The 23,917-nt window shown below is 68.5% G+C and carries 22 protein-coding genes; 6 read left to right on the top strand and 16 right to left on the bottom strand.

Going from position 1 to position 23,917, the window contains the following annotated elements:
* Window positions 1–81: 81 nt before the first annotated feature.
* Together LZ686_RS10655 and LZ686_RS10650 are read right to left on the bottom strand one after the other, a co-directional pair.
* Window positions 82–1,494 carry a sensor histidine kinase gene (locus LZ686_RS10655; protein WP_349547756.1) on the bottom strand — a complete coding sequence of 471 codons (1,413 nt, stop codon included), beginning with the start codon at window positions 1,492–1,494 and terminating at the stop codon, window positions 82–84.
* Window positions 1,491–2,165, bottom strand: a complete 675-nt coding sequence (locus LZ686_RS10650) for a response regulator transcription factor (RefSeq protein WP_349547755.1) — start codon at window positions 2,163–2,165, stop codon at window positions 1,491–1,493. Before LZ686_RS10650 ends, LZ686_RS10655 begins: the two co-directional genes overlap by 4 nt.
* A gap of 122 nt (window positions 2,166–2,287) precedes the next feature.
* On the opposite strand from LZ686_RS10650, the gene LZ686_RS10645 reads away from it, so the two are divergent.
* On the top strand, window positions 2,288–3,400 hold the full coding sequence (locus LZ686_RS10645) for a Bug family tripartite tricarboxylate transporter substrate binding protein (protein ID WP_349547754.1): 1,113 nt from the start codon (window positions 2,288–2,290) through the stop codon (window positions 3,398–3,400).
* Here the strand turns inward: LZ686_RS10645 and LZ686_RS10640 are convergent.
* From LZ686_RS10640 to LZ686_RS10575, 14 genes are all read right to left on the bottom strand, one after another.
* Window positions 3,384–4,373 carry a D-2-hydroxyacid dehydrogenase family protein gene (locus LZ686_RS10640; RefSeq protein WP_349547753.1) on the bottom strand — a complete coding sequence of 330 codons (990 nt, stop codon included), beginning with the start codon at window positions 4,371–4,373 and terminating at the stop codon, window positions 3,384–3,386. The two genes, LZ686_RS10645 and LZ686_RS10640, sit on opposite strands and share 17 nt — an antisense overlap.
* 72 nt (window positions 4,374–4,445) lie before the next feature.
* On the bottom strand, window positions 4,446–5,159 hold the full coding sequence (gene arsH, locus LZ686_RS10635; protein WP_349547752.1) for an arsenical resistance protein ArsH: 714 nt from the start codon (window positions 5,157–5,159) through the stop codon (window positions 4,446–4,448).
* Window positions 5,156–6,235, bottom strand: coding sequence for an ACR3 family arsenite efflux transporter (arsB, locus tag LZ686_RS10630; RefSeq protein WP_349547751.1), 1,080 nt, complete (start codon window positions 6,233–6,235; stop codon window positions 5,156–5,158). Before arsB ends, arsH begins: the two co-directional genes overlap by 4 nt.
* On the bottom strand, window positions 6,232–6,594 hold the full coding sequence (locus LZ686_RS10625; RefSeq protein WP_139597931.1) for an ArsR/SmtB family transcription factor: 363 nt from the start codon (window positions 6,592–6,594) through the stop codon (window positions 6,232–6,234). Before LZ686_RS10625 ends, arsB begins: the two co-directional genes overlap by 4 nt.
* Before the next feature lie 45 nt (window positions 6,595–6,639).
* Complete coding sequence (locus LZ686_RS10620) at window positions 6,640–9,846, bottom strand: error-prone DNA polymerase (RefSeq protein WP_349547750.1); 3,207 nt, start codon at window positions 9,844–9,846, stop codon at window positions 6,640–6,642.
* Entirely contained in the window at window positions 9,843–11,351 is a 1,509-nt protein-coding gene (locus tag LZ686_RS10615; RefSeq protein ID WP_349547749.1) for a Y-family DNA polymerase, read from the bottom strand. The genes LZ686_RS10620 and LZ686_RS10615 overlap by 4 nt, the downstream gene beginning before the upstream one ends.
* The gene (locus LZ686_RS10610; protein WP_349547748.1) at window positions 11,272–12,018 is read right to left on the bottom strand and encodes an ImuA family protein; all 747 of its coding nucleotides are present in this window, start codon (window positions 12,016–12,018) and stop codon (window positions 11,272–11,274) included. Before LZ686_RS10610 ends, LZ686_RS10615 begins: the two co-directional genes overlap by 80 nt.
* Before the next feature lie 84 nt (window positions 12,019–12,102).
* Complete coding sequence (locus tag LZ686_RS10605) at window positions 12,103–13,335, bottom strand: MFS transporter (protein ID WP_349547747.1); 1,233 nt, start codon at window positions 13,333–13,335, stop codon at window positions 12,103–12,105.
* A gap of 149 nt (window positions 13,336–13,484) precedes the next feature.
* Entirely contained in the window at window positions 13,485–14,564 is a 1,080-nt protein-coding gene (locus tag LZ686_RS10600) for a DUF475 domain-containing protein (RefSeq protein WP_349547746.1), read from the bottom strand.
* 434 nt (window positions 14,565–14,998) lie between these two features.
* Window positions 14,999–15,568 (bottom strand): type 1 glutamine amidotransferase domain-containing protein, encoded by a 570-nt coding sequence (locus tag LZ686_RS10595; RefSeq protein WP_252927817.1) that lies wholly within the window; start codon window positions 15,566–15,568, stop codon window positions 14,999–15,001.
* A 112-nt stretch (window positions 15,569–15,680) separates the two neighbouring features.
* A complete protein-coding gene (locus tag LZ686_RS10590; RefSeq protein ID WP_349547745.1) occupies window positions 15,681–17,480 on the bottom strand; it encodes a glycoside hydrolase family 15 protein in 1,800 nt (599 codons plus the stop codon).
* A complete protein-coding gene (locus LZ686_RS10585) occupies window positions 17,480–18,259 on the bottom strand; it encodes an SDR family oxidoreductase (protein ID WP_349547744.1) in 780 nt (259 codons plus the stop codon). The genes LZ686_RS10590 and LZ686_RS10585 overlap by 1 nt, the downstream gene beginning before the upstream one ends.
* Before the next feature lie 101 nt (window positions 18,260–18,360).
* Window positions 18,361–19,221 (bottom strand): glutamine amidotransferase-related protein, encoded by an 861-nt coding sequence (locus LZ686_RS10580; protein WP_349547743.1) that lies wholly within the window; start codon window positions 19,219–19,221, stop codon window positions 18,361–18,363.
* A gap of 119 nt (window positions 19,222–19,340) precedes the next feature.
* Window positions 19,341–19,559 carry a DUF3072 domain-containing protein gene (locus tag LZ686_RS10575; RefSeq protein WP_349547742.1) on the bottom strand — a complete coding sequence of 73 codons (219 nt, stop codon included), beginning with the start codon at window positions 19,557–19,559 and terminating at the stop codon, window positions 19,341–19,343.
* A 149-nt stretch (window positions 19,560–19,708) separates the two neighbouring features.
* Here LZ686_RS10575 and LZ686_RS10570 point away from each other — a divergent pair, with 149 nt between their 5' ends.
* From LZ686_RS10570 to minE, 5 genes are all read left to right on the top strand, one after another.
* Window positions 19,709–20,638, top strand: coding sequence for a DMT family transporter (locus LZ686_RS10570; protein WP_349547741.1), 930 nt, complete (start codon window positions 19,709–19,711; stop codon window positions 20,636–20,638).
* A 138-nt stretch (window positions 20,639–20,776) separates the two neighbouring features.
* A complete protein-coding gene (locus LZ686_RS10565) occupies window positions 20,777–21,787 on the top strand; it encodes a peptidoglycan-binding domain-containing protein (RefSeq protein WP_148911603.1) in 1,011 nt (336 codons plus the stop codon).
* Window positions 21,788–22,008: 221 nt separating this feature from the next.
* Window positions 22,009–22,773 carry a septum site-determining protein MinC gene (gene minC, locus LZ686_RS10560; protein ID WP_252927828.1) on the top strand — a complete coding sequence of 255 codons (765 nt, stop codon included), beginning with the start codon at window positions 22,009–22,011 and terminating at the stop codon, window positions 22,771–22,773.
* A complete protein-coding gene (gene minD, locus LZ686_RS10555; protein WP_045981816.1) occupies window positions 22,770–23,618 on the top strand; it encodes a septum site-determining protein MinD in 849 nt (282 codons plus the stop codon). Before minC ends, minD begins: the two co-directional genes overlap by 4 nt.
* Window positions 23,615–23,884 carry a cell division topological specificity factor MinE gene (gene minE, locus LZ686_RS10550; RefSeq protein WP_176695051.1) on the top strand — a complete coding sequence of 90 codons (270 nt, stop codon included), beginning with the start codon at window positions 23,615–23,617 and terminating at the stop codon, window positions 23,882–23,884. Before minD ends, minE begins: the two co-directional genes overlap by 4 nt.
* Window positions 23,885–23,917: the final 33 nt, after the last annotated feature.

Genomic DNA, 23,917 nt, shown 5'->3' with positions numbered 1-23,917 from the left:
TGGTCCGGCACCTGGGGCACCGGGCGAACGGGACAGTCATCGCACATGAAGCTGTCCAAAGACTGTCAGGATGCCGCCGCGTTAACTTTTTCTGCCCGATGGGGCATCAGCCTCTGCCAAGGGAAGCGTCAGCAGGATGACGCAGCCGCGGTCGGACGGTTCGACCCGCGCGTCGCCGCCCGCGCGCCGGGCGATGGCGCGCACGATGGGCAGGCCCAGCCCCGATCCGCCGTCATCCGCCGTGCTGACGCGGAAGAATCGCTCGAACACCGCGTCGTGCAGCTGGGCGGGGATGCCGTCGCCCTGGTCGCGCACGCGCAGCGCGGCCATGCCCCCGTCGCGCAACAGTTCCAGCCGCAGCGCGCTGCCCTGTGGCGTGCCGTATTTCAGGGCATTGTCGATCAGGTTGTCGACCGCCTCCTCCAGAAGGACGGGGTTCGCGGCCACGGGCAGCGGCCCCTCGACCCCGTCCAGGGACAGGTCGACGTCGCGGCGCAGGGCCGCGGGCACATGGCGGCGCGCGACCTCGGCCACGATCTGCGCCAGATCGGCGGGGGCGCCGCCCTGCGCATCCAGCGCGTCGCTGGCCGCGTCCAGCCGCAGCATCTGTTGGGTCAGGCGCGACAGGCGGCGGGACAGTTCGTGCAGGTCGGTCAGCCGCTGCTGGCGGTCGGCATCCGATCGCGCGTGCAGCGCGGATTCCGCCTGCGCCTGGATCGCGGCCACGGGGTTGCGCAACTGATGCGCCGCATTCGAGATGAACGCCCGCCGCCGGTCCAGTTCCGCGCCAAGCCGCTGGAACAGCCCGTTGATGGTCGCGACCAGCGGCACGACCTCGCGCGGGACGCGGCGGCGGATCGGGCGCAGCTCCTGGGGATTGCGCAGGGCGACCGCGTCGCGCAGGTCGGTCAGCGGCGACAGGCCGCGATTGATGCCGAACCAGACCAGCGCCGCCCCCAGGGCCACCATCAGTGCCACGACCGCCGCCGCCTGTCCCAGCATCTGCAGGGTCAGCGCCTCGCGCCGGGTCACGGTCTGCCAGACGCGTACGGTCGTCCAGCCGTCCAGTTCGGGATCGGTGATGTATTCGCGCAGCACCACCGCGCGGACCGGCTGGTCGTTATAGACGGCGTTGTAGAAGACGGGCACGGCCTCGGGGTATTCGCGGCCCGCCGGGATGGGCGGCGCATCGGTGCGCCCCACGATGAAGCGCCCGCCCGCCGCGTGCACCTGATAGAACAGCGGGTCCCCGATCGCGCCCTGCAGCGATGTCAGCAGCGATTCCGCAATCAGGTCGCCCTTGGTCACCATGACCTCGCGCGCGACGGCATGGGCCACCACCTTCAGCGTGTCGTCATAGAGGTTGCGCGACATGTCGCGCGCCATCCAGTGCAGCACCACGCTGGCCAGGACCGCCAGCACGAACTGCGGTACCACGATCAGCACGAACAGCCGCGTCCGCAGGCTGACCGCGCGACCGTCGGGCGCGGTCATGCGGGCCCGTCCTGCTGCAGGATATAGCCCAGCCCGCGGATCGACCGGATCTGCACCGCGCCGCCGTCGATCTTGCGGCGCAGCCGCGAGACCAGCAGTTCGACCGCGTTCACGTCCACATCCGCGCCGGTGCCGTAGATGCTGTCGCACAGGGCCGATTTCGCGACCACGCGTTCGGCGTTGTCGAACAGCGCCTCCCACAGGGCCAGCTCCCGGCGGGACAGCTCGATCACCCCGTCCGACCCGCTGAGGCGGCGCCCTGCGCGGTCGAAGGACAGCCCGCCGATCGTCTCGACCATCTGACCGCGCTTGCCGCGGCGCCGGCCCAGGGCGCGGACGCGGGCGCACAGCTCTGCCATCTCGAAGGGCTTGGTCATGTAGTCGTCGGCCCCGGCATCCAGCCCCGCCACCCGGTCGTCCAGCCCGTCGCGCGCGGTCAGGACCAGCACCGGGATGTCCAGGTCCATCGCGATGGTCCGGCGGATCACGTCCAGGCCGCCAAGCCGCGGCAGGTTCATGTCGACGATGGCCAGATCGGCGCCGTCATGGGTCAGGAAGTCCAGCCCGTCCTGCCCGTCGGCCAGCCAGTCGACGGAATGGCCCTGCTCGCGCAGCGCCTGCTCGACCGCGCGGGCCAGCATCTGGTTGTCTTCGATCAGGACGATCCGCATGGCCTTCGCCTCGGCTCGGGGGACTTTTCCCTCTTAGGGGGTGGATCGGCGAAGATACAGCCCCTAAACATGACGCAGCAGGGAGAGACGGCCGCAAGGTCGCCACGCCAGGGAGGCAAGCCATGCGACACGCACCGACCGCGCACGGCCTTGCCGGCGCGCTGATGATCTGCGTCACCGCCGCGATGGCGATGCTGTCGCCGCGCGCGGCCACGGCACAGGATGTAGACTTTGCCGGCCAGACGGTCGAACTGGTCATCCCGTTCTCTCAGGGCGGGGGGTCGGATGTCTGGGCGCGGTTCCACGCGCCGCTGATGGCGCGTCACCTGCCGGGGCAACCCTCGATCGTGGTGCGCAACGAACCGGGCAGCGGCGGCACGCGCGGCTCGAACGCCTTCGCCGAAGACGCGTCGGCCAACGGGCTCAGCCTGCTGGGCACGTCGGGATCGTCGCTGTTCGCCTATCTGCTGGGCGATTTCCGCGTGCGGTACGATTTCGACGACTGGTCGGTGCTGATGGCATCGCCCACGGGCGGCGTGGTCTATGTGGCGGGCGATCTGGGGGTCGCATCCTGGCGCGACATCGCGGCGCTTCAGGACCACCAGCTGGTCTTTGCCAGCCAGGGGATCACCTCGTTGGACCTCGTGCCGATGCTGGCCTTCCGGGTGCTGGGCCTGGATGCGAACTATGTCTTCGGCTATACCGGCCGGCACGACGGGCTGGAGGCGATGCGCCTTCACGAGGTCAACATCGACTATCAGACCACGTCGGCCTATCTGCAGAACGTGGCACCGATGGTCGCCGCGGGCGATGCGGTGCCACTGTTCAGCTGGGGAATCGTGGATGCCGACGGCAGCGTCCGGCGCGACCCGACCTTCCCCGACCTGCCCACGCTGGAGGAGCTGTACGAGCACCTGCACGGCACGCAGCCGTCGGGGCCGGAATACGACGCCTATCGCGTCTTTGCATCGGCAGGGTTCGCGGCGCAGAAGATGCTGGTCCTGCCCGGCGACACCCCGCCCGCGATCCGCGAGACCTGGCTGCAGGCGATCCGCGCGGCGCGCAGCGACCCCGAATACATCGCGCGCGCGCCGGCGATCCTGGGGGCCTATCAGTCGCTGGTCGGCGACGATGCCCAGCACCTGGCCGCCAGCGTGACGCGCATCGACGATGCCACCCGCCGCTTCGTGCTGGAATGGCTGGCCGACGAATATTCGATCAGGTTGACGGAGTAGCCTGCGGCCCGCCCCCGATGACGCGGATCCGTCGGCCGGCCTTCCAGGCCTCGACCGCCTCGACGGTCTGGCGGTAGAACATCCGGAACGTCTGGTCGCTGACATAGCCCAGATGCGGCGTGACGAGCAGCCGCCCGCTGTCGATCAGGTCGCGATCCAGGACCGGCGCCCCGTCGGGCAGCGGCTCGACGTCATGCACGTCCAGCGCGGCGCCGCCCAAGCGTCCCGCGCGCAGCGCCGCCAGCAGCGGGTCCACCTGCACGATCGACCCGCGCGAGGTGTTCAGCAGCAGCGCGTCGGGACGCATCAGCGCCAGTTCCCGCGCCCCGAACAGGCCGCGCGTCGTGTCGGACAGCACCAGGTTGATCGACACGATGTCCGATCCTTGCAGCAGCGCATCAAGATCGGGCGCGTGGCGCACCCCGTCGGCCGCGGCCCGGTCCGCCGTCAGGCTGCGCGACCAGGCCAGGATCTCGACCCCGAAGGGCCGCGCCAGCGTGGCGACCTGGCGCCCGATACGGCCAAAGCCCGCGATGCCAAGCGTCAGCCCGGACAGGTCGCGGCCCATGCCCGTCTGCCAGCCCCCGGCGGCGGCGGAATTGGCCTCGGGGACGATGCGCCGGGTCAGGGCCAGCATCAGCGCCATCACGAATTCGGCGGTGGTCGTCCCCCGTGATTGCGTGCCGCAGACGGTGATGCCGCGTTCCTGCGCGGCGGCCACGTCGATCGACAGGTTGCGGGCCCCGGTGGTCACGATCAGCTTGAGGTTCGGCAGGGCGCGGATCAGCGCGCCGTCCAGCGGCGTCCGTTCCCGCATGACGCACAGCACGTCGAAGGGCGCCAGCGTCGCGGCCAGTTCGGCAGGGTCAGTCATCGTGCGGTGAAAGACCGTGACATCGTCGCCCTGCGGCCAGTCGGCATATTGGCGCGCCACGTCGGCGTAGTCGTCAAGGACCGCTATCTTCAGTGCCATGGGATGCCTTCCGGGATCAGGTCGGACCGACTGTCGGCAACCCCGGCGGCACCGTCAAGCCCGCACGACCCGTCAGACCGCCTGGCCCTGGTTCACCCGCCGCGACAGCGCCTCGTGGCTTTCGACGCGTTCCGAGTAGCGGTCGACCAGCTGATCGCGGATGTCGCGGGTCAGCAGGGTAAAGCGCACCAGTTCCTCCATCACGTCCACGATGCGGTCGTGATAGGGGGACGGCTTCATGCGGCCGTCGTCGTCGAATTCGTCCCATGCCTTGGCGACCGAGGATTGGTTCGGGATCGTCAGCAGCCGCATCCAGCGGCCCAGGATGCGCAGCTGGTTCACGGTGTTGAAGCTTTGGCTGCCACCGCAGACCTGCATCACCGCCAGCGTCTTGCCCTGCGTGGGGCGCACGCCGCCCAGGGACAGCGGGATCCAGTCGATCTGCGTCTTGATCACCCCGGTCATCGCGCCGTGGCGTTCCGGCGAACACCAGACCATTCCCTCGGACCAGCCGACCAGGTCGCGCAGTTCGGCCACCTTGGGATGGTCGGCCTCGGTCGCATCGGCCAGGGGCAGGCCGCGGGGATCGAAGATGCGCGGTTCGGCCCCCAGGGCGGTCAGCATGCGGGCGGCCTCCTCTGTCGCGAAGCGAGAGAAACTGCGCTCGCGCAGCGATCCGTACAGCATCAGGATCCGCGGCGGATGGCTGCTGCGCGCTGCGGGCACCAGGTCGGCGGCCCGGACCGGGCGGAAGGCATTGGGGTTGAGGGTCGCGGCATCGCTCATCGGGCGGGTCCTTTCGGTGCGGAGGCTGAAGAGGGATCCGGGAACCGCCCCCGCGTACGGTTGGCGAAGGCGACCAGGGACAGCATCACCGGCACCTCGACCAGCACGCCGACCACCGTGGCCAGCGCGGCGCCGGAATTCAGGCCAAACAGGCTGATGGCGACCGCGACTGCCAGTTCGAAGAAATTGGACGTGCCGATCATCGCGCAGGGGGCCGCGATGCGGTGCGGCACGCGCATCAGCCAGGCCGCGCCATAGCCGATGGCAAAGATCAGATAGCTTTGGATCAGGATCGGCACGGCGATCAGCGCGATGATGGCCGGGCGGTCCAGGATGGTCCGGCCCTGCAGGCCGAACAGGATCGCGACCGTCGCGATCAGCCCCAGGACCGACAGGGGCTTGACCCGCGCCGAGAACGCCTCGATCCGGGCGGGGTCGCGCAGGACGCGCCGCGTCAGCAGGCCCGCCGCCAGCGGCAGCACCACATAGAGGACGGTTGCCAGGACCAGCGTCTGCCACGGCACCGCGATGTCGGTCACGCCCAGCAGCAGGGCCACGATGGGGGCAAAGGCCACGACCATGATCAGGTCGTTCACCGACACCTGCACCAGGGTATAGGTCGCGTCCCCCCGTGTCAGCTGCGACCAGACAAAGACCATCGCCGTGCAGGGCGCGGCGCCCAGCAGGATCAGACCGGCGATGTATTGCTGCGCATCCTGCGGCGCGATCCAGGGGGCGAAGACGTGATCGAAGAACAGCACCGCCAGCAGCGCCATCGTGAAGGGTTTGACCAGCCAGTTCACCACCAGCGTGATCAGCAGGCCCCTGGGCTGCCGGGCGACGCCGCCGATGGCCGCGAAATCGACGCTGACCATCATAGGATAGACCATCGCCCAGATCAGCACCGCGACGACGAGGTTGATCGAGGCGACCTCGGCCGCGGCGATGGCCTGCACGACGCCGGGCACCAGTACGCCAAGCGCCAGCCCGGCGATCATCGCCAGCGCGACCCACAGGGTCAGCCAGCGTTCGAACACGCCCAGGGGGCTGGGCTGTGCGGGGGACGGTTCGGTCATGGGGCGGCATCCGTGCGTGTCATGGGCCCGCAAGTGCAGGCGATCTGGTCCAGTACCGGCTGGCACAGGTCGGGGCGACCGCCGCAGCAGTCCTGCAGCAGAAAGCCCAGCAGGCCGCCCATCGTGTCCATTCGCGCGAAATAGCGGATCGAGCGCCCCTCGCGGACGGACCGGACCAGGGCTGCCGCGGTCAGGATGGTCAGGTTGTTCGACAGCGTGTTCGGGCGGATGTCCAGCCGCGTGGCGATGTCGCCGGCCGCCATGCCCGCGGGCCCCGCCTGCACCAGCAGACGAAAGACATCCAGGCGGATGTCATGGGCCAGCGCGGACAGGACGTCCAAGGTGCGATTCTTTTCCATACTTCATGTTATACAGAAACGTCATGGCCCGCAAGGACCGGACCGTCAGCGGAAATCGCGGGTCTTCACGGTGATCCCGTCACGCGGCAGGTCGCGGACATAGATCTGGCGGGGCTTGGGGCCCTCGCTGCGCGGATCGGGGGGCGGCGCGCCGCGGTGGAATTCGTCGCCGCGGCCGTGCGGCAGCGGAAAGGCGCCCTGCCGACCGACGGAGGCAAGCTCTGCCGACATGTCGGTCAGGCGGTGGGCGACCAGATGGACCACCTCTCCGGCGCGCTGGACGCGGCCCTCGACCCCGATCATGCCCGCACCCAGGACGATGCGGCGGTGCCGATCGAAGACCTTGGGCCACAGAACCAGGTTCGCGATGCCGCTTTCATCCTCCAGCGTGATGAACATCACGCCCTTGGCCGATCCGGGGCGCTGACGGACCAGCACCAGCCCCGCGACATGCATCCAGCGGCGGTCGGCGCTGGCCATCGCCTCGGCACAGGGGCGGATGCGGCGGCGGGTCAGGCTGTCGCGCAGGAAGGACAGCGGGTGGCGACGCAGGGTGACGCCGGTATGGGCGTAATCCTGGACCACCTCGCGTCCGGCGGGCATGGGGGACAGGGCGACGGCGGGTTCCGGAGCGGGGATGGCGGCGAACAGCGGCAGGTCCGGCTGATGGCCGCGAATGGCCCACAGCGCCTCGCGACGCGCCAGGCCATAGGTCGGGCGAAAGCCGTCGGCCTCGGCGATGCGGGTCAGGGCGGCGGCGGGCACGCCCGCGCGGCGGCACAGGTCCTGGGCCGTGGCGGCGGGCCGGGCGGCCACGATGGCGCGGGCATGGGTTTCGGCCAGCCCCCTGACCATGCGCAGACCCAAGCGGACGGCGAACCCCTGCCCCGCCGGTTCCAGCGTGCAGTCCCAATCCGACAGCGCGATGCAGACGGGGCGGATCGCCACGCCGTGATCGCGCGCATCGCGCACGATCTGGGCCGGGGCATAGAACCCCATCGGCTGACTGTTCAGAAGCGCCGCGCAGAACACGTCGGGATGCCAGCATTTCAGCCAGGCCGAGGCATAGGCGATCAACGCAAAGCTGGCCGCATGGCTTTCTGGAAAGCCATAGCTGCCGAACCCCTCCAGCTGGCGGAAGATCTTTTCCGAGAATTCGGGATCATAGCCGTTGGCGATCATCCCCTCGATGACGCGGTCGCGAAAGGCCGACACCCCGCCGGTCAGCTTGAAGGTCGCCATCGACTTGCGCAGCATGTCGGCCTGGCCGGGGGTAAAGCCCGCGCATTCGATGGCGATGCGCATCGCCTGTTCCTGAAACAGCGGCACGCCATAGGTGCGGCCCAGCACCTGTTCCAGTTCCGGCTTGGGATAGACCACCGCCTCTAGCCCGGCGCGGCGGCGCAGATAGGGATGGACCATGTCGCCCTGGATCGGGCCGGGCCGGACGATGGCCACCTGGATGGTCAGGTCCGCGATGCTGCGCGGCTTCAGCCGGGGCAGCATCGACATCTGCGCCCGGCTTTCGATCTGGAAGGTGCCAAGCGTGTCGGCCCGACAGATCATGTCGAATGTCGCCTCGTCGTCGGCCGGGATCGTGGCCAGGTCCAGCCGCAGGCCCTTGTGGCGGTCCAAGAGGGCGAAGCAGCGCGCGATGCAGGTCAGCATCCCTAGGGCCAGCACGTCCAGCTTCATGAACCTCAGCGCGTCGATGTCGTCCTTGTCCCATTCGATGATCTGGCGGTCCTGCATCGCGGCCGGTTCGATCGGGACCAGCTCGTCCAGCCGGTCCTGCGTCAGGACGAAGCCGCCGGGATGCTGGGACAGGTGCCGGGGCGTGCCGCGCAGCCGCGCCGCCAGGTCCAGCGTCAGCCGCAGGCGGCGGTCGGCGGGGTTCAGGTTCAGCTCCCGCAGCAGGGTTTCGGGCACGCCGTCCTCGGACCATGCCCAGATCTGGCCCGAGATGGCGCGGATCACGTCCTCGGGAAGGCCCAGGGCCTTGCCCACGTCGCGCAGCGCGCCCTTGGTGCGATAGCGGATCACGGTCGCGGTCAGCGCGGCGCGATCGCGGCCATAGGTGCGATAGATCCATTGGATGACCTCCTCGCGCCGCTCGTGTTCGAAATCCACGTCGATGTCGGGGGGTTCGTGGCGTTCCTCGCTGATGAAGCGCTCGAACAGCAGGTTGCCGCCTTGGGGGTCGATGGCCGTGATGCCCAGCACGAAGCAGACCGCGGAATTGGCCGCCGACCCCCGTCCCTGACACAGGATGCCCTGGCTGCGGGCGTGGCGGACGATGTTGTTCACGGTCAGGAAATAGGGCGCGTATTCCAGCTTGGCGATCAGGGCCAGTTCGTGGCGCAGGGTCGCCGCGACCTTGGGCGGGGTCCCGTCCGGATAGCGGACGGCCGCGCCCTGCCAGGTCAGCGCCTCCAGCGTCTGCTGCGGGCTGACCGAGGGGTCGGGGCGTTCCTCGGGATACTGATAGCGCAGCTCCTTGAGCGAAAATTGGCAGCGGTCGGCGATCTGGGCGCTGCGGGCCAGCGCATCGGGATAGCGGGCGAACAGGCGCGCCATCTCGGCCGGGGTCTTCAGGTGGCGGTCGGCATGGCGTTCGCGGCGAAAGCCCAGGGCGTCGACGGTCGTGTTGTGGCGGATCGCCGTCATCACGTCCTGCAGGATGCGGCAGTCGGGGTCATGAAACAGCACGTCGTTGGTGACCACCGTCGGCACCCCGGCCCGCGCGGCCAGCAGGGACAGCCGATGCAGGCGCAGCGGATCGTTGGGCCGCCGCCGCAGGGTCAGCGCCAGATAGGCGCGATCGCCGAAGACGTCGCGCATCCGGCGCAGGCGCAGCGCACAGTCGTCATCGGCCATGTCGGGGACCAGCACCGCCAGAAGGCCCTGGGCGTGGTCCGCCACATCGGCCCAGTCCAGGTGGCACGCCCCCTTGCCCGCCCGCGCCTTGCCCAGGGACAGCAGACGGCACAGCCGGCCATAGCCCGCGCGGTCCATCGGATAGACCAGCACCGACATGCCGCAGCGCAGGTCCAGGCGGCAGCCGACGATCAGCCGCACGCCGGTGTCGTTGGACGCCTCGAACGCGCGGACGATGCCCGCCAGGCTGTTGCGGTCCGTGACGGCCAGCGCCCGCATGCCCATCAGCGCCGCGGTGGCGAACAGCTCCTGCGCGGAGGACGCCCCGCGCAGGAACGAGAAATGCGAGGTCACCTGCAGTTCGACATAGCTCATCCGAAGACACCGTGCAGGAACCAGTTGTGGGACCCGGTGGTCACGTCCTCTCCGTCGCCCTGACGAAAGATCCAAAACCGGCGCCCGGCCTGGTCCTCGATGCGGAAATAGTCGCGCACCGCGCGGGTTTCGGCATCGCGCTTCCACCATTCGCCGAAGATGCGTTCCGGCCCGTCGGCGCCCTCGACGTCGTGGCGGGCGCCGCGCCAGACGATCCAGCGGGGCGGGTGGTCGGGCAGCAGGGCCATGGTGTCGATCGGTTCGGGCCGCGCCAGCAGCCGCGAGGGGCGCGGCCAGTGGTCGGGCCAGCCCTCGGCGATGACGCTCATCGGCGCCACGCGGGTGACCGACCGTTCGGGCACGTCGCTGGCCACCGGCGCCAGGCGATAGACGGCGCGCGCGCCGACCCGGTTCGTCAGGCTGTCGATCAGGCTGGACATGTCGGGAGCCGCGGGTTCCAGCAGGCTGTCGGTCTGGCGCGGGGCCAGGGGTTCGGCAAGGGTCGCGGTCAGGGACATGATCTCGATCCCGAAGCCCGGATCGATGGTGGGGATCCTGTCGCACAGCAGGCGCACCAGGCGTGCGGGGTCGCGCAGGGGCGCGGCCAGGCCCACGCGCACGGGTTGGGCGCGGCTGTCCACCCGCCAGCAGATCAGGTCCAGCCGCCGCGCGCCCAGGCCCCGCGCCTCCAGCTGGCGGCACAGGTCGCGGACCAGCTTGTCGATATAGCGGGCGATGGTCTCGGCCGCGCCGATCGGTTCGGCAAAGGCACGGCGTGCGGTCACCAGGTCGGCAGGGCGCAGCGGGTCCACAGGTTCGCCCAAGGTGCCCAGGGCCTGGTCCAGGCGGCGCATCACCTGGGGTCCGAACCGGCGGGTCAGCGGCGCACGCGGCACCGCGATCAGATCCGCGATGGTCGCAAGGCCCAGATCCTGCAGCCAGCCGACGATGGCGGGCGGCAGGCGCAACGCGGACAAAGGCAGGGGCGCCAGCGCCGCCTGCATGTCGCCGGTCGCGACGATGGGCAGGTTCGTGCCGTGGCGGGCCAGGGCATGGGCCGCGCCCCACGTGTCGGCCATGGCCAGCCGCGCGACGATGCCCGACAGGGTCAGCCGGCCCAGGATAGCCTGCAGCATAGCGTCCTCTCCGCCGTGCAGATGGTCGGTGCCGGTCGCGTCGATCACCACCCCGTCGGGCGGATCGACCGCGACGATGGGCGCGAAACGCTGCATCAGCCACAGGGCCAGCCGTTCCAGCGCCGCCATGTCGGCATCCGGGTCGGCCGGCTCGACGCGCAGGTCGGGGATCATCGCCTGCGCCTTGCTGACCGGCATGCCCGGCCGCAGCCCAAGCGCCAGCGCGCGGTCGCAGGCGGCGGTGACCACCCGGCGGCTGCCCGCCCGGCCCGACAGGATCAGCGGCGCGCTATCCGAAGGCGTATCGCCCACCCGCCGCAGCCGGTCGATCGGCCACATCGGCAGGCAGACCGAGATGACCCGTGCCATCGCATGCCTCCACTTCCAGATCGAAGGTCTCGCCCGCCCGTGCGCGCATCAGTTCCACCAACCACAGCGCACGGCCAAGGCCCGGCACCGGCAGCGCGGACGAGGGGCGTTCCGACACGCGCCAGCGCGTCATCGCCGCGGTGGGCTGGCCAAAGTCGTCGGCATCCGCCAGCCACCGCCAGCGTCGCAGCGCGATGCCCGTGGTACCGGTGTTCTTGGCCGCCAGGTGCAGCCTGCGCGAGGCGGTCATGGACAGGCGCCCGATCTCGGCCACGACGGCGGCCAGGCCGCCATGGCGCAGCCCCTCCTCCATGCAGGCCAGGACGGATGTCTCGTCCCCGGCCTCGACATGGATGACCCGGTCGGGGGTCAGACCGGCCTGCGCCAGGCCCGGCGCGAACAGGTCCGCCCGCGTCACGCACCACAGGACCTGACCCGGCAGGCGCGCGGCGATGCCGGCCGCGAAGCAGGCGGCCGCGGCCCCGTCATCGGCGCCCGCACCGCTGCCCGCGACCTCGTGCAGACAGCCCAGGGCCAACCCGCCCTGGGGCAGGCGGCGGTCCAGCTCGGGCAGCCCGAAGGGCAGCACCGCATGGGCCTGCACATGCCCCTCGAGATGCGAGATGCGACTGCGAAGCGCGGAAAGCGTGGCGGAGGAGGCAGACATGGGGTTACCAAAACAGGGCTGTAAGTTCCTGTTTTGTTCTTTTCACCATCAAAAGTCAACGCATCAGGCCATCCCCCTGCCCGGTCAGTCCGCGGACCGGGGTCCCGGCGCGATGGTCCGGCTGAAGAGCAGGAACACCGCCAAGGCCGCAAGGGCCACGCCCGCGCCGATGAAATGGGACATGCCATAGCCGTGGCCAGACACGATCCAGCCGGCGAAGACGTTGGAGAAGGTCGCCCCGACCCCCTGCACGGTCATCACCGTCGCAAAGCCCAGATTGAACCGCCCGGTCTCGGCCAGCAGCCGTTCCGCGGCAACCGGGGTCAGGATGCCCAGCATGCCGGCGCCGATCCCGTCCAGCATCTGCACCGGAACCACGACCCAGAAATCCGGGACCATCCCCGCCAGGACGCCGCGCAGCGGCAGCGCGCACAGTGCGATGAGAAAGCACGACTGCAACCCAAGACGCCGGATCAGCCACGGGGTCGCCGCGGCCACCGCGATCATCGTCGCCTGTGCGACCCCGGTGATCAGCGCCGTCGTGCGGAAAGGCGTTCCCAACTGGATCGAGAATTCCTGCGCGATCAGCCGGCTCATCGGGGCATTGCCGAAATGGAACAGCATCATCACCAGCGCCAGCAGGATCAGGCCGCGGTTGTGCAGCAGCACCGACAGACCGGATGGCCGGGCATGGTTGTCCGTACCCCGGCCCCCGACCATGCCGCGTGCCACGTCATGGTCGATCCTGTCCGGGCGGATCATCCGCAGCGCGATCAGCGCCCCAAGCGCCGTCACGATCATCAGCCAGACGACCGAGAACTCTCCGAACAGGCTGACGGCAAGATAGATCGCCATCAGCGATGCCAGGTTGCCGCTGTGGTTCCAGAATTCGTTGCGCGAGATCTGGCGCGGAAAGGCGCGCTGCCCGACCAGTCCCAGGCTGAGCCCTGCCAGGGCGGGGGCGATGACCACGCCCAGCACCGCGGTGGCGATGGTGCCGACCCAGACCACGGCCGGATCAGGCACCAGCAGCGTCAGCAGCGCCCCCGCGGTGATGACGATCACCGGGCCGGCGATCAGCGCACGTTTCCAGTGCGACCTGTCGACCAGCGCCCCCGCAAACGGGGTCAGGGCAAGGCCGATCAGCCCACCGACCGTCGCGATCGCCCCCAGGGTCAGCGGCGACCAGCCGCGCGTCGCCAGAAAGGCGTCCAGAAACGGCCCAAGCCCGTCCCGCGCATCCGCCAGGAAGAAATTCAGGATCGCCAGGCCCAGCAGGGAGCTGTCCGACAGGCCGGAACGCGAAACTGTGGCCATGGGATGCGCCCTTGTGATCAGTGGTCCGTCTGCCGAACCCGCCGATCACGCCATCGTTCCCGTTCGAACGATGAAATTGCGACATAAATGATGGCGCGCCATTCATGCCGTTCCTGCGACCGCGTCGGGCGCGGCCGCAGGGTGCGTCGTCACTGGGCGGCGAGCTGTGCCTCGTGCCGATTCCAGCGGATCGACGACCACAGCGAGATGCCGATCAGCGTCGCACCGCCCAGGCCGGTGATGACCTCGGGGATGTGGACAAGGGACTGGGCAAACATCACCACGGACAGCGCGATGATCGCATAGAAGGCGCCGTGTTCCAGATAGCGGTATTCCGACAGGGTGCTGTTCTCGACCAGCATGATGGTCATGGACCGCACGTACATCGCCCCGATGCCCAGGCCGATCGCAATCACGAACAGGTTCTGGCTGAGCGCGAAGGCACCGATCACGCCATCGAAGCTGAAGGACGCGTCCAGGACCTCAAGGTACAGGAATGCGCCCAGACCGCCCTTGGCGGCACCGTGCAGGGTCTCCTGCGTGCTGTCCAGCAGCCCGCCCAGAACCTCGACCAGCAGGAAGGTCATCAGGCCCCAGATCGCGGCGGTGAAAAAGGTCGTGCGTTCCACACCCTCCAACAGATGCGAGAAGCCCAGGACGAACAGCAGGACCACTGCGACCTCGACCCCGCGGATCGAGGCGTACTTGGCCATGTGATGTTCGATCCAGCCGACCCAGTGCACGTCCTTTTCGTGGTCGAAGAAGAAGCTGAGCCCGACCATCATCAGGAACGTCCCTCCGAAGGCGGCGATGGGCAGGTGCGCGTCATGCATGATGCGGGCGTATTCATCGGGCTGGCTTGCGGCCAGCACCAGCGCCTGCCACGGGCCGATGCCCGCCGCGATCACCACAATCAGCAGCGGGAACACGATCCGCATGCCAAAGACGGCGATCAGGATGCCCCAAGTCAGGAAGCGGCGCTGCCAGACCGGCTGCATGTCCTTGAGCTTGTTGGCGTTCACAATGGCGTTGTCGAAGGACAACGAGATCTCCAGCACCGCCAGCACCGTGACGATGAACAGGATCGACAGCATGCCCCCAAGCGTGCCGGTCGTCTGCCATCCCAGCACCGCGCCCAGGGCCAGGCCCAGGAAGGTGACGATGATCGCCCATTTCAGATAGGAAAGGACCGGGCGCTTTTGCGCGGTGGATAGGGTGTCCTGTGTCATGAGGAAAAGTCCAGGCGGTGAATCCGAAAACAGGTGCCGACATCACGAAAGCGCCGCCACTTTCGTCAGAGGGGCCCGGACACCACTCGATGCGTTCACGACGCCGTGCGACCGTGTGTCCGCCGGGAAGATTCGGCAAGCCCTTCGTTCAGCTTTTCCCGCGATGGGCGCCGTTCCGCGGATCGGGCCGGGGGATGTCGTGTCGATAGCGGGAAGCACGGACCCCTTGCTGATCTTGTCAGATCGGTAACAACGCTTCGGAAAACGACCCAAGCCGGCGTTGGCACGATTGCACCACTGTGGCTGCGTCATCTCAGGAGCAAAAAAAAATAAGGCCCGATGGGCCCTGAATTTTGCGTCCCGATGGGACGCGGCTTGACCGTAAAATGGGTCGGCAGACGCGCCCGTCACGGGTGACGGGCGCGGGCAGCGGATCAGGCGCTGCGGGTCTGGTCCTCGTGCCGCCCTTCGCCGAATTCCTCGATCAGCTTGGCGCAGAAGGCGGGCAGATCGTCCGGGTTGCGACTGGTCACCAGACCGCTGTCGGTCATGACCTCCTTGTCCACCCAGGTCGCGCCGGCATTGGTGATGTCGGTCTTGAGGCTGGGATAGGATGTGATGGTCCGCCCCTTCAGCACACCGGCCTCTATCAGCACCCAAGGGGCGTGGCAGATGGCACCGACGGGCTTGCCCTGCGAGAAGAAGTCATGGACGAAGGCCACCACATCCTTGTCCGCGCGCAGCGTATCCGCGCCCACGGTGCCGCCCGGAATGACCAACCCGTGGAAATCGCTGGCCGAGACCGATCCGACCGCGCTGTCAACCTGATGATCCGACCCCGGATCCAGATCGCCGTTCACCGTCTTGGCGGTGCCGGTCTGGGTGCTGACGACCGTAACCTTGGCACCGGCGTCGCGCAATGCGGCCAGCGGCTTGGAAAACTCCGGCTCTTCGGTTCCACGGGGAGAGATCAGCAGGGCGATATTCTTTCCGTCCAGTTTCATGGGACGTTCCTTTCAGCAGCAATTCGTTCGCTGATGAAACGCGGCCCCCCGGGGGAACGGTTCCTGCGCGCCGACCGGATGGCGCGCAAGCCGCGGGGCATCCTGAAAAATTTCAAGGCGCTTGGCGCGACAGGGCCAAGCTGGCCTGCAAGGCCGCCAGATGGCTAAGACCCTGGGGCATGTTGCCCAGCCATTCGCCGCTGTCAGGATCGATCATCTCGGGCAGGATGCCCGGCGCATCGCCGATACGTGCGCGCAGCCCCGACATCAGCGCAAGCGCCTTGTCGCGCTGATCCAGCAGGACGCGCGCCTCGACCATCCAGAACGAACAGGCTAAAAAGCACCCCTCCTCGGCGTCCATGCCGGTATATCGGTAATGCAGGTGTCCGCCCGCGCCCAGTTGCGCGTCGATCGCATCCAGCGTGCGGCGCAGACGGTCATGGCCGTCGTAATCGAAACGCACCGCCAGAATCAGCGCCGCGTCCAGCCGCGTGGTGCCGGGATGCATGACATAGGCGCCGATATCTGCGTCCCAACAATGCGCATCGATCCAGGCGGCGATGCGGGCGCGCTCGCGGCTCCAGCGGTCGCGGCAGGTGGTGGGCAACTGACCGGCATCGGCCAGTTCGACCGCGCGGTTCAGCGCCTGCCAGCAACTGATCTTGGACATCGTGTAATGTTCAAGCTGCGGCAGTTCCCAGATGCCGCTATCCTTCTGCTTCCAGCGGTCGGCGCATTCGTCGGCCAGATGCGACAGAGTCTCGGCGCTGCGGTCGTCGATCAGGCCGCCGGCGCGCACGAACGCCGACACCGTCTCGAAGATATCGCCATAGATGCCGTGCTGATGCTGGCGCGCCGCGCGGTTGCCCGACAGGACCGGGCGTGATCCGCGATAGCCGGGAACGGGAATCTCCTCCATGCCCTCCTCGACACCGCCGTCCAGCGAAAAGCAGACCTTGGCCCCATGCGCGCAAAGCTGGTTCAGAAGCCAGGTCAGCGCGGCCTTGGCCTCGGCCATGATCCCCAGATGCAGGAAGGATTCGATGACGTAGCCCGCGTCCCGCACCCAGGCAAAGCGATAGTCATAGTTCTTGTCGCCCCCGATCCGTTCGGGCAGCGAGGTCGTGGCCGCGGCGGCGATCGCCCCACTGGGCGCATAGAGCAGCACCTTGAGCGCCAGCGCCTGACGCATCAGAAAATCGCGGTCGGGCAGGTCGGGCGCGATCAGGGCGCACCAGTCGCGCCATTCCTGGTCGGACAGGTCGATGCGGGCGTCGATGTCTGACAGGGGCGGCACGACCAGCGGCTCGTTCGCGCCGGTGACGATGGCGATGACCTCGGTCTGGCCCCGGGTCAGGACCAGCCGCGCCTCGACCCGGTCGTCGCCACGATGGTCGATCTGCAGCTGTTCGCCATGCAGGAACAGGCCCAGCACCGATCCGACATGGAACGTCTCGTAGGGGCCGCGCTTGGCCATGTAGGGGCTGCGCTTGCCCGACCGGTGGCCCAGCTGCAGCACCACGTCAAAGCTCATCTGCCCGTCCAGGACCTGAATGCGTCGCGCCAGCTCCGCCCAGGGCAGCCGTCCTGCGGTGGAGCTGTTCAGGCTTTCGGTCAGCACGGCCACGCCGTCATCGGTGCGAAACCGCGTCTCCAGCACGTTGCTGTCGGGCCGGTAACGCCGGGTGGCCGAGAAGGTCCCCCGCGGCGTGATCGTGAAATGGCCGCCCTGCGCGCCGTTTTCCAGCACGTCGTGACCCACCAGAAGGCGATCGAACAACGGCGGGCTGTCCATGTTCGGCACGCACCACCAGTCGATGCCCCCGTCCGCACCGGACAGGGCCACGCCGCGCCCGTCGCCAAGCGCGGCATAATCGGACAGGGGCAGATAGCCCGCGGCGTCGCGCGCCATCAGGCGCCCTGCCCCAAGTTGATCGATAGCCCGCCATCGATGAAAAAGCTTTGCCCCGTCACGTATGCCGCCGCGTCCGATGCCAGAAAGGCGATCAGGTCCGCGACCTCGTGCGGTTCGCCCGCGCGGCCCAGGGGGATGTTCTTCTCCATCTTGCGGCGCAGGTCGGGGTTGTCCTTGGCTGCCTGGTTGATCGGGGTCAGGATCATGCCGGGCGCCACGTTGTTCACGGTGATCGCATCGCCTGCCAGCTCCAGCGCCAGCGTGCGCGTCAACATCCGCAGCCCGCCCTTGGCGGCGTCATAGGCGGCCGATCCGATGCGTGGCGTATCCTCGTGGATGGAGCTGACGTTGACGATCCGCCCGCCATTCCCCGCCTTGACGGCACGGGTGGCAAAGGCGCGGCACAGCATGAACGGACCGGTCAGATCCGTGGCGATCGTCTTGAGCCAGTCATCGTCGGTCATCTGTGCCGCCGGCGTGCCGCTGGCGTCGATGCCGGCATTGTTGACCAGAACGCGCGCGGCGATCCCCTGGTCATCCAGGTCCGCGAACATCGCAGTGATGTCGTCAGGGACGCTTTGGTCGCAACGCACATGACGTGCCCGGCGGCCGATCTGGGTGATCTTGGAGACGGTCTCGGACGCGCCGTCGCGGTCCGACCGATAGGTGATCAACAGGTCATGGCCCGCCTTGGCCAGCGCGATGGCGGTTGCCCGCCCGATGCCGGAATCGGCGCCGGTCACGATGGCAAGGGGGTTCTGCGGGGTGTCTGGCATGGGATGCGGTCCGAATGGCTGAGTTCCGGGGCCAACGCCTGCCCCCGACCGTCGTTCCGCGCCGCGGCATCGCGTCCCGATGTCACGGGCCGCAGCGAGGGTCAGCGCCCGTGTGGCAGGCGCAGGGCGTTCCCCTCAAGCGCGGACAGGAAATTGCCGATCTCTCGCATGCGGTTGGCCGTGTCGGTCACCTGATCATCCACGCCCAGCTGCCAGGCCAGATCCGTGCGGGCGGGGTCGTCGCTGAGCGCCTGCAGCCTGTCCGCATGAACCTCGACCGCCTTGATGCTGGCGGCCAGCCCGGCATCGACAAGGTCGGACGCCTGGCGGCGCAGCGAGGCCGCGACCTCGGCCAAGGTGATCTCGGGGTGATACTGGTCGCCCCAGAAGACGCCGTTGCCATGCCGGATCTCGGCTGCCTCGACGGGGGTGTCGGCGTTCCGGGCCAACACCCGTGCGCCCGGAGGCAGGGTCGTCACGACGCTGGAATGCATCGCGGGCGCCGTCCAGACCGGCGGGCGTCCGGCCAGCATCGGGTGGTCGCGACCGTCATCGGTGGTCAGGATGTTGCGGGCCAGCGCGGCCTCTATGCCCGGCTGTCGCGGGCCGGTCGCGCCCCCGGCAGCCACCGCCGCGATCTGCAATCCCGCACATGATCCAAAGGACGGCGTCCCTGAATCGAAGACCAAGCGCATGAATGCTGCGGCACGGCGCGTCTCGTCGCTGACATGGTGCATCTGGATCGGCGATCCGGCAAAGACGATACCGTCGAACTGGGCCACATCGCGCAGGCTCATCTGCGTGCCGTTCTCTACACAGGAGGTCGAGTCGATCTCAAGATCATCGCGCAAAGCCTTGAGCGCCAAGGCATAGCTTTCGTGGGAAGCGGTATTGGCATAGCGGCGCCGTTCGTCACGCTGGTCTTTGGTCTCGCTGGCGACAACCAGGATGCGAAGGGGCACGGTTCAGGTCCGATCAACAGGGAAAAAGGTGCCGGCCAACGCGACGGCGATCCGGTCGTTCCCGCACGATCGCGACAGGCGGGATCAGGTTGCGGGCCAGCGCGGCCCGCAGCCCGGTCTTATTCAAGGTCCAGCTTGGCTTTCAGCGCATCGATGCGGGTCGACGCCTCGGCCTTGCTGATGCTCTCGTCATAGGCGTCGGGCTGGTGCGCCTGCTCGCTGAGCGTCTTGAGGTAGGACGCCTGTGCGCCGGTCATCGGATCGTTGCCGCTGACCCAGGCCGACGGGTCCTTTTCGGCATTGTCGACGGGATGGGACTTGGGATCGGTATCGTCCATGGGAACAGCCTTTCGTGTTTCAGCCTGGTTAACGCGATACACATGTTCCGGTTCCGTTCCATTCGCACCGTGGACGACGGACGGTTGGGGTTTGCACATCGTGACCGGGACGCCTATGCGCAGGGCGCAAGGCAGCGGCGGGGACCACGATGTTGAAGACGGACACGCCCGCGCGGCTGAACGCCATCGGCGCGGCATGGATGATCGTCGCCATGGCGGCCTTCGCGCTGGAGGATGCGCTGGTCAAGGCAGTGTCTGACCTGCTGCCCGTGGGCCAGATCATGATGCTGTTCGGCTTGGGCGGTGCAGCGCTGTTCGCGATCATCGCCCGTGCGCAGGGCGACGCGCTGATGACGCCGGACGTGCTGTCGCGGGCCATGCGGGTCAGGGTGTTCTTCGAGATCACGGGACGGCTGTTCTATGTCCTGGCGCTGGCGCTGATCCCGCTGTCCACGGCGACCGTGATCCTGCAGGCGACGCCGCTGATGGTGGTCGCCTGTGCGGCCCTGATCTTTGGCGAACGGGTGGGCTGGCGGCGCTGGACGGCGATCGGGCTGGGCCTGCTGGGCGTGCTGATCATCCTGCGGCCGGGGACGGGCGGGTTCTCGGCCCTGTCGCTGCTGGCGGTGATCGGCATGCTGGGCTTTGCGGGCCGCGACCTGGCCAGCCGCGCAGCGCCGCGCAGCCTCAGCACCGCGATCCTGGGGCTGTACGGCTTTCTGGCGCTGGCCGTGGCCGGCCTGCTGTTTTCCCTATGGCAGCGGCAGGGCTTCGTGATGCCCGATGCGCGCGCCGCCCTGTTGCTGTCGGCGACCGTCCTGATCGGCATCGGGGCCTATTCCTGCCTGATGAAGGCGATGCGCACCGGCGACGTGTCGGCCGTGACCCCGTTCCGCTATACCCGGCTGCTGTTCGGCGCGGCCCTGGGGATCGCTCTGTTCGGCGAGACGCTGACCGTGGGGATGCTGGTGGGATCGGGACTGATCGTGCTGTCCGGCCTGTTCATCCTGTGGCGCGGCAAGGCCAAGGCCCCCGCCATCGGCGATCCCGTCCCGGTCCGCCACGCCGCGCGGCGATAGGCGTCGCGCGGGGGCCCTCCGGTCCCGACACGAACGGACACATCTGCTTTATTTTGCGTCTTCGCCGGTTCCGCGGGAAATATTTCGGGTATCACGCACGTTGACAGTACGGCTTTGATCCGCGCGGGAAGGACAGACATGATGCGACGCTTTATCATTTCCACGATGCTGGCAGGCACGATGGCCCTGCCCGGCCAGATGGCAATGGCGGAAACCGACCTGGGCGAGATGGTCGGCACGATCGCCAAGACCCTGCTGGAACAGCAGCAGGCCGCCCAGGAAAGCTCGCTGTGGCAGGGCGTGGTCGAGAACGGCTCTGCCGCGGCCTATCGCCAGTATCTCGACGCCTATCCGAACGGCACCCATGCGCGCGAGGCCCGCCAGCGGCTGTCGAACCTTGGCGGCGCGCCGGTGGCGCAGAACAACGCCGCGCGGGCCGAGGCCGATCTGGGCCTGTCGCGGGCCAGCCGCATGGCGATCCAGCGGCGACTGGCGACGCTTGGCTTCTATCGGTCGGGGATCGACGGCGTCTTCGGGTCCGGCACGCGCCGCGCGATCGCGGCCTGGCAGGATTCCCGACAGCTTCCGGGCAACGGCTATCTGAACGCCAACCAGGCGCGGATGCTGCAGAACGGGGCCGCCGCATCGAACCCCGCCCCCGCCGATCCGGCGACATCCGCGGCGCAGGCCGAACTGGACCTGCGGCTGTCGCGCAGCCAGCGCGTGCAGATCCAGCGCAACCTGATCGCCCTGGGCTATGACCCCAAGGGCGCGGACGGCCTGTTCGGCACCGGCACGCGCGAGGCGATCCGCATGTGGCAGCGCGACACCGGCGAACGGGTGACGGGCTATGTCACCAACGCGCAGGTCCGATCGCTGCAAAGCGATGCGGCAGGCCGCGACCCGGCGCCGACGGAGAACCGCGCGGCCGCCATCGACGAGGAGTTGCTGGGCCTGACCCGCGACGAACGCGTGGCGATCCAGCGTCAGCTGATCAGCCTGGGCTATCTGAGCGGGCGCGCCGACGGGGCGTTCGGACCCTCGACCCGCAGCGCCATCGCCCGCTGGCAGGGCGACAACGGTCTGGCGGCCAGTCGTTATCTGACGGCCGAACAGGTCCGCACGCTGCGGCAGCAGGCGCGCATCTGAACCTGACCCGGCCCTGCGCGGCGGCCGCGATCGCGGCGCAGGGGGTCGCGCGCGTCGGCAGGGAACCGCCTGTCTGCCATGGGCGGGCCATTCCGGCGGCGGGTTCCTGCTGAAAATGCGCGGAGATTCTTCCTTTGTCCGCCAGTTCGTGAAAGAGGAGGGTCAACAAAAGCGGCGCGGCACCGAATCGCGACCCGCCCCAGAGCAGGAGCAGCCTCGACGTGTCAGAACGATACGCCCGGAACCGGCATGATCGCGCGCCGGCCACCGTCGCCGCCTTTCAGGTGCGCGGTCGATTCCTGACCGCGCTTGTCCTGCGCATTGATCGTGACAGCCCGGACCCGGCCTTCTATGCCCAGCTGGACGAACAGCTGCGCACCACGCCCCAGTTCTTTGCCGGCGCGCCGATGGTGCTGGACCTGGCCAACGCCCCCGGCCTGCGCGAGGACGGCCGCATCGGCGACCTGCTGGCGCATCTGCGGACCCGCGAACTGCGGGTCTTCGGCGTCCAGAACGCGCATGGCATGGACGAGGCGCTGCTGGGCCGGCACGGGCTGATCCCGGTGACCACCGGACGCGACGCACCGCTGCCCCGCGCGGCCGCCGCTGCCGCCGCCGCGTCGGGTGCCGCGGCTGCCGCCGACGTGCCGCCCCCGGTCCAGAACGTCGTCATCCACGCGCCCGTCCGGTCCGGACAGCGGGTGATGGCCGAACATGGCGACCTGACCATCATCGGAACCGTGGCGTCGGGCGCCGAGCTGGTGGCGGCGGGCAACATCCATGTCTATGGCACGCTTCGCGGGCGCGCGATGGCGGGATGTCATGGCGACGAGGGCGCGCATATCTTCTGCCAGAACCTCAGCGCCGAACTGGTGGCCATCGCGGGCCTTTACCAGACCAGTGAGACGCTGGATGCGGCGGCCCTCCAACGCTGCACGCACATATATCTCAGGGATGAAAAACTTTGCATGGAGGTGATCGCATGACAACAGAACCCAAGACCAACCCGCCCCTTGGGCGGGTCATCGTGATCACGTCGGGCAAGGGCGGCGTGGGCAAAACGACATCGTCGGCGGCGATCTCGGCCGCGCTGGCCAAGAAGGGCTTCCGGACCGTCGTCATCGATTTCGACGTGGGTCTGCGCAACCTGGACATGACGATGGGCTGCGAGCGCCGGGTGGTGTTCGACTTCATCAACGTCATCCAGGGCGACGCCAAGCTGAAGCAGGCGCTGATCAAGGACAAGCGGGTCGACACGCTGTCGATCCTGCCGACCTCGCAGACCCGCGACAAGGACGCCCTGACCAAGGAGGGCGTCGAGAAGGTCCTGAACGAGCTGAAGGCCGAATTCGACTATGTCGTCTGCGACAGCCCGGCGGGGATCGAGCACGGCGCCCAGATGGCGATGTATTTCGCCGACGAGGCCGTCGTCGTGACCAACCCCGAGGTCTCGTCGGTGCGCGACAGCGACCGCGTCTTGGGCCTGCTGAGCAGCCAGACCAAGCGCGCCGAGACCCAGGGCGCCGAGCCCATCAAGGCGCAGGTCCTGATCACCCGCTATGACCAAGAGCGCGTCGACCGCGGCGAGATGATGACCGTCGACGACGTGCTGGAGATCCTGGCCGTCCCGCTGCTGGGCGTCGTGCCGGAAAGCAAGGCGATCCTGAAGGCATCGAACGTCGGCACGCCCGTCACCCTGGACGGCCCTTCCGCCGCGTCCCAGGCCTATAACGACGCCGTCAGCCGACTGACCGGCACCCAGGTCGAGATGCGCATCCAGGGCGAACGCCGCCCGGGCCTGTTCCAGCGTCTGTTCGGGCGGGCGTCATGAACCTGTTCGGATTCGCCCGCAAGAAGACCCCGCCCGCGACCGCGCAGACGGCCAAGGACCGCCTGCAGATCCTTCTGGCCCATGAACGCAGCAGCAGCGGCACCGCCGAGGCGGATTACCTGCCGATGCTGCAGCGCGACATCGTCGCGGCGATCCGCAAGCACGTGCCGATCGGCGACAAGGATGTCGACGTCCGCATGGAGCGTGGCGACAACATGTCCAGCCTTGAGATCAACATCGACCTGCCCGCGGTCAAGTCGAACTGATCCCTGCGGCCGGCCCCTGCACGGGGCCGGCCC

Source organism: Paracoccus sp. NFXS7 (genome assembly GCF_040148865.1).
GTDB classification, from domain to species: Bacteria; Pseudomonadota; Alphaproteobacteria; order Rhodobacterales; family Rhodobacteraceae; genus Paracoccus; species Paracoccus marcusii.
This window is presented reverse-complemented; position numbering and strand designations above follow the sequence as displayed.

Excerpts from the sequence above, each read along its gene's own strand:
- LZ686_RS10595 (WP_252927817.1), bottom strand. The coding sequence starts at position 15,568 with ATGAAACTGGACGGAAAGAATATCGCCCTGCTGATCTCTCCCCGTGGA.
- LZ686_RS10650 (WP_349547755.1), bottom strand. The coding sequence starts at position 2,165 with ATGCGGATCGTCCTGATCGAAGACAACCAGATGCTGGCCCGCGCGGTC.
- LZ686_RS10570 (WP_349547741.1), top strand. The coding sequence starts at position 19,709 with ATGTTGAAGACGGACACGCCCGCGCGGCTGAACGCCATCGGCGCGGCA.
- LZ686_RS10590 (WP_349547745.1), bottom strand. The coding sequence starts at position 17,480 with ATGGCGCGCGACGCCGCGGGCTATCTGCCCCTGTCCGATTATGCCGCG.
- LZ686_RS10605 (WP_349547747.1), bottom strand. The coding sequence starts at position 13,335 with ATGGCCACAGTTTCGCGTTCCGGCCTGTCGGACAGCTCCCTGCTGGGC.
- LZ686_RS10585 (WP_349547744.1), bottom strand. The coding sequence starts at position 18,259 with ATGCCAGACACCCCGCAGAACCCCCTTGCCATCGTGACCGGCGCCGAT.
- arsH (WP_349547752.1), bottom strand. The coding sequence starts at position 5,159 with ATGAGCGATGCCGCGACCCTCAACCCCAATGCCTTCCGCCCGGTCCGG.
- LZ686_RS10615 (WP_349547749.1), bottom strand. The coding sequence starts at position 11,351 with ATGGCACGGGTCATCTCGGTCTGCCTGCCGATGTGGCCGATCGACCGG.
- arsB (WP_349547751.1), bottom strand. The coding sequence starts at position 6,235 with ATGACCGAACCGTCCCCCGCACAGCCCAGCCCCCTGGGCGTGTTCGAA.
- LZ686_RS10640 (WP_349547753.1), bottom strand. The coding sequence starts at position 4,373 with ATGGCACTGAAGATAGCGGTCCTTGACGACTACGCCGACGTGGCGCGC.
- LZ686_RS10610 (WP_349547748.1), bottom strand. The coding sequence starts at position 12,018 with ATGTCTGCCTCCTCCGCCACGCTTTCCGCGCTTCGCAGTCGCATCTCG.
- LZ686_RS10655 (WP_349547756.1), bottom strand. The coding sequence starts at position 1,494 with ATGACCGCGCCCGACGGTCGCGCGGTCAGCCTGCGGACGCGGCTGTTC.
- minD (WP_045981816.1), top strand. The coding sequence starts at position 22,770 with ATGACAACAGAACCCAAGACCAACCCGCCCCTTGGGCGGGTCATCGTG.
- LZ686_RS10625 (WP_139597931.1), bottom strand. The coding sequence starts at position 6,594 with ATGGAAAAGAATCGCACCTTGGACGTCCTGTCCGCGCTGGCCCATGAC.
- LZ686_RS10575 (WP_349547742.1), bottom strand. The coding sequence starts at position 19,559 with ATGGACGATACCGATCCCAAGTCCCATCCCGTCGACAATGCCGAAAAG.
- LZ686_RS10600 (WP_349547746.1), bottom strand. The coding sequence starts at position 14,564 with ATGACACAGGACACCCTATCCACCGCGCAAAAGCGCCCGGTCCTTTCC.
- LZ686_RS10645 (WP_349547754.1), top strand. The coding sequence starts at position 2,288 with ATGCGACACGCACCGACCGCGCACGGCCTTGCCGGCGCGCTGATGATC.
- minE (WP_176695051.1), top strand. The coding sequence starts at position 23,615 with ATGAACCTGTTCGGATTCGCCCGCAAGAAGACCCCGCCCGCGACCGCG.
- LZ686_RS10565 (WP_148911603.1), top strand. The coding sequence starts at position 20,777 with ATGATGCGACGCTTTATCATTTCCACGATGCTGGCAGGCACGATGGCC.
- LZ686_RS10620 (WP_349547750.1), bottom strand. The coding sequence starts at position 9,846 with ATGAGCTATGTCGAACTGCAGGTGACCTCGCATTTCTCGTTCCTGCGC.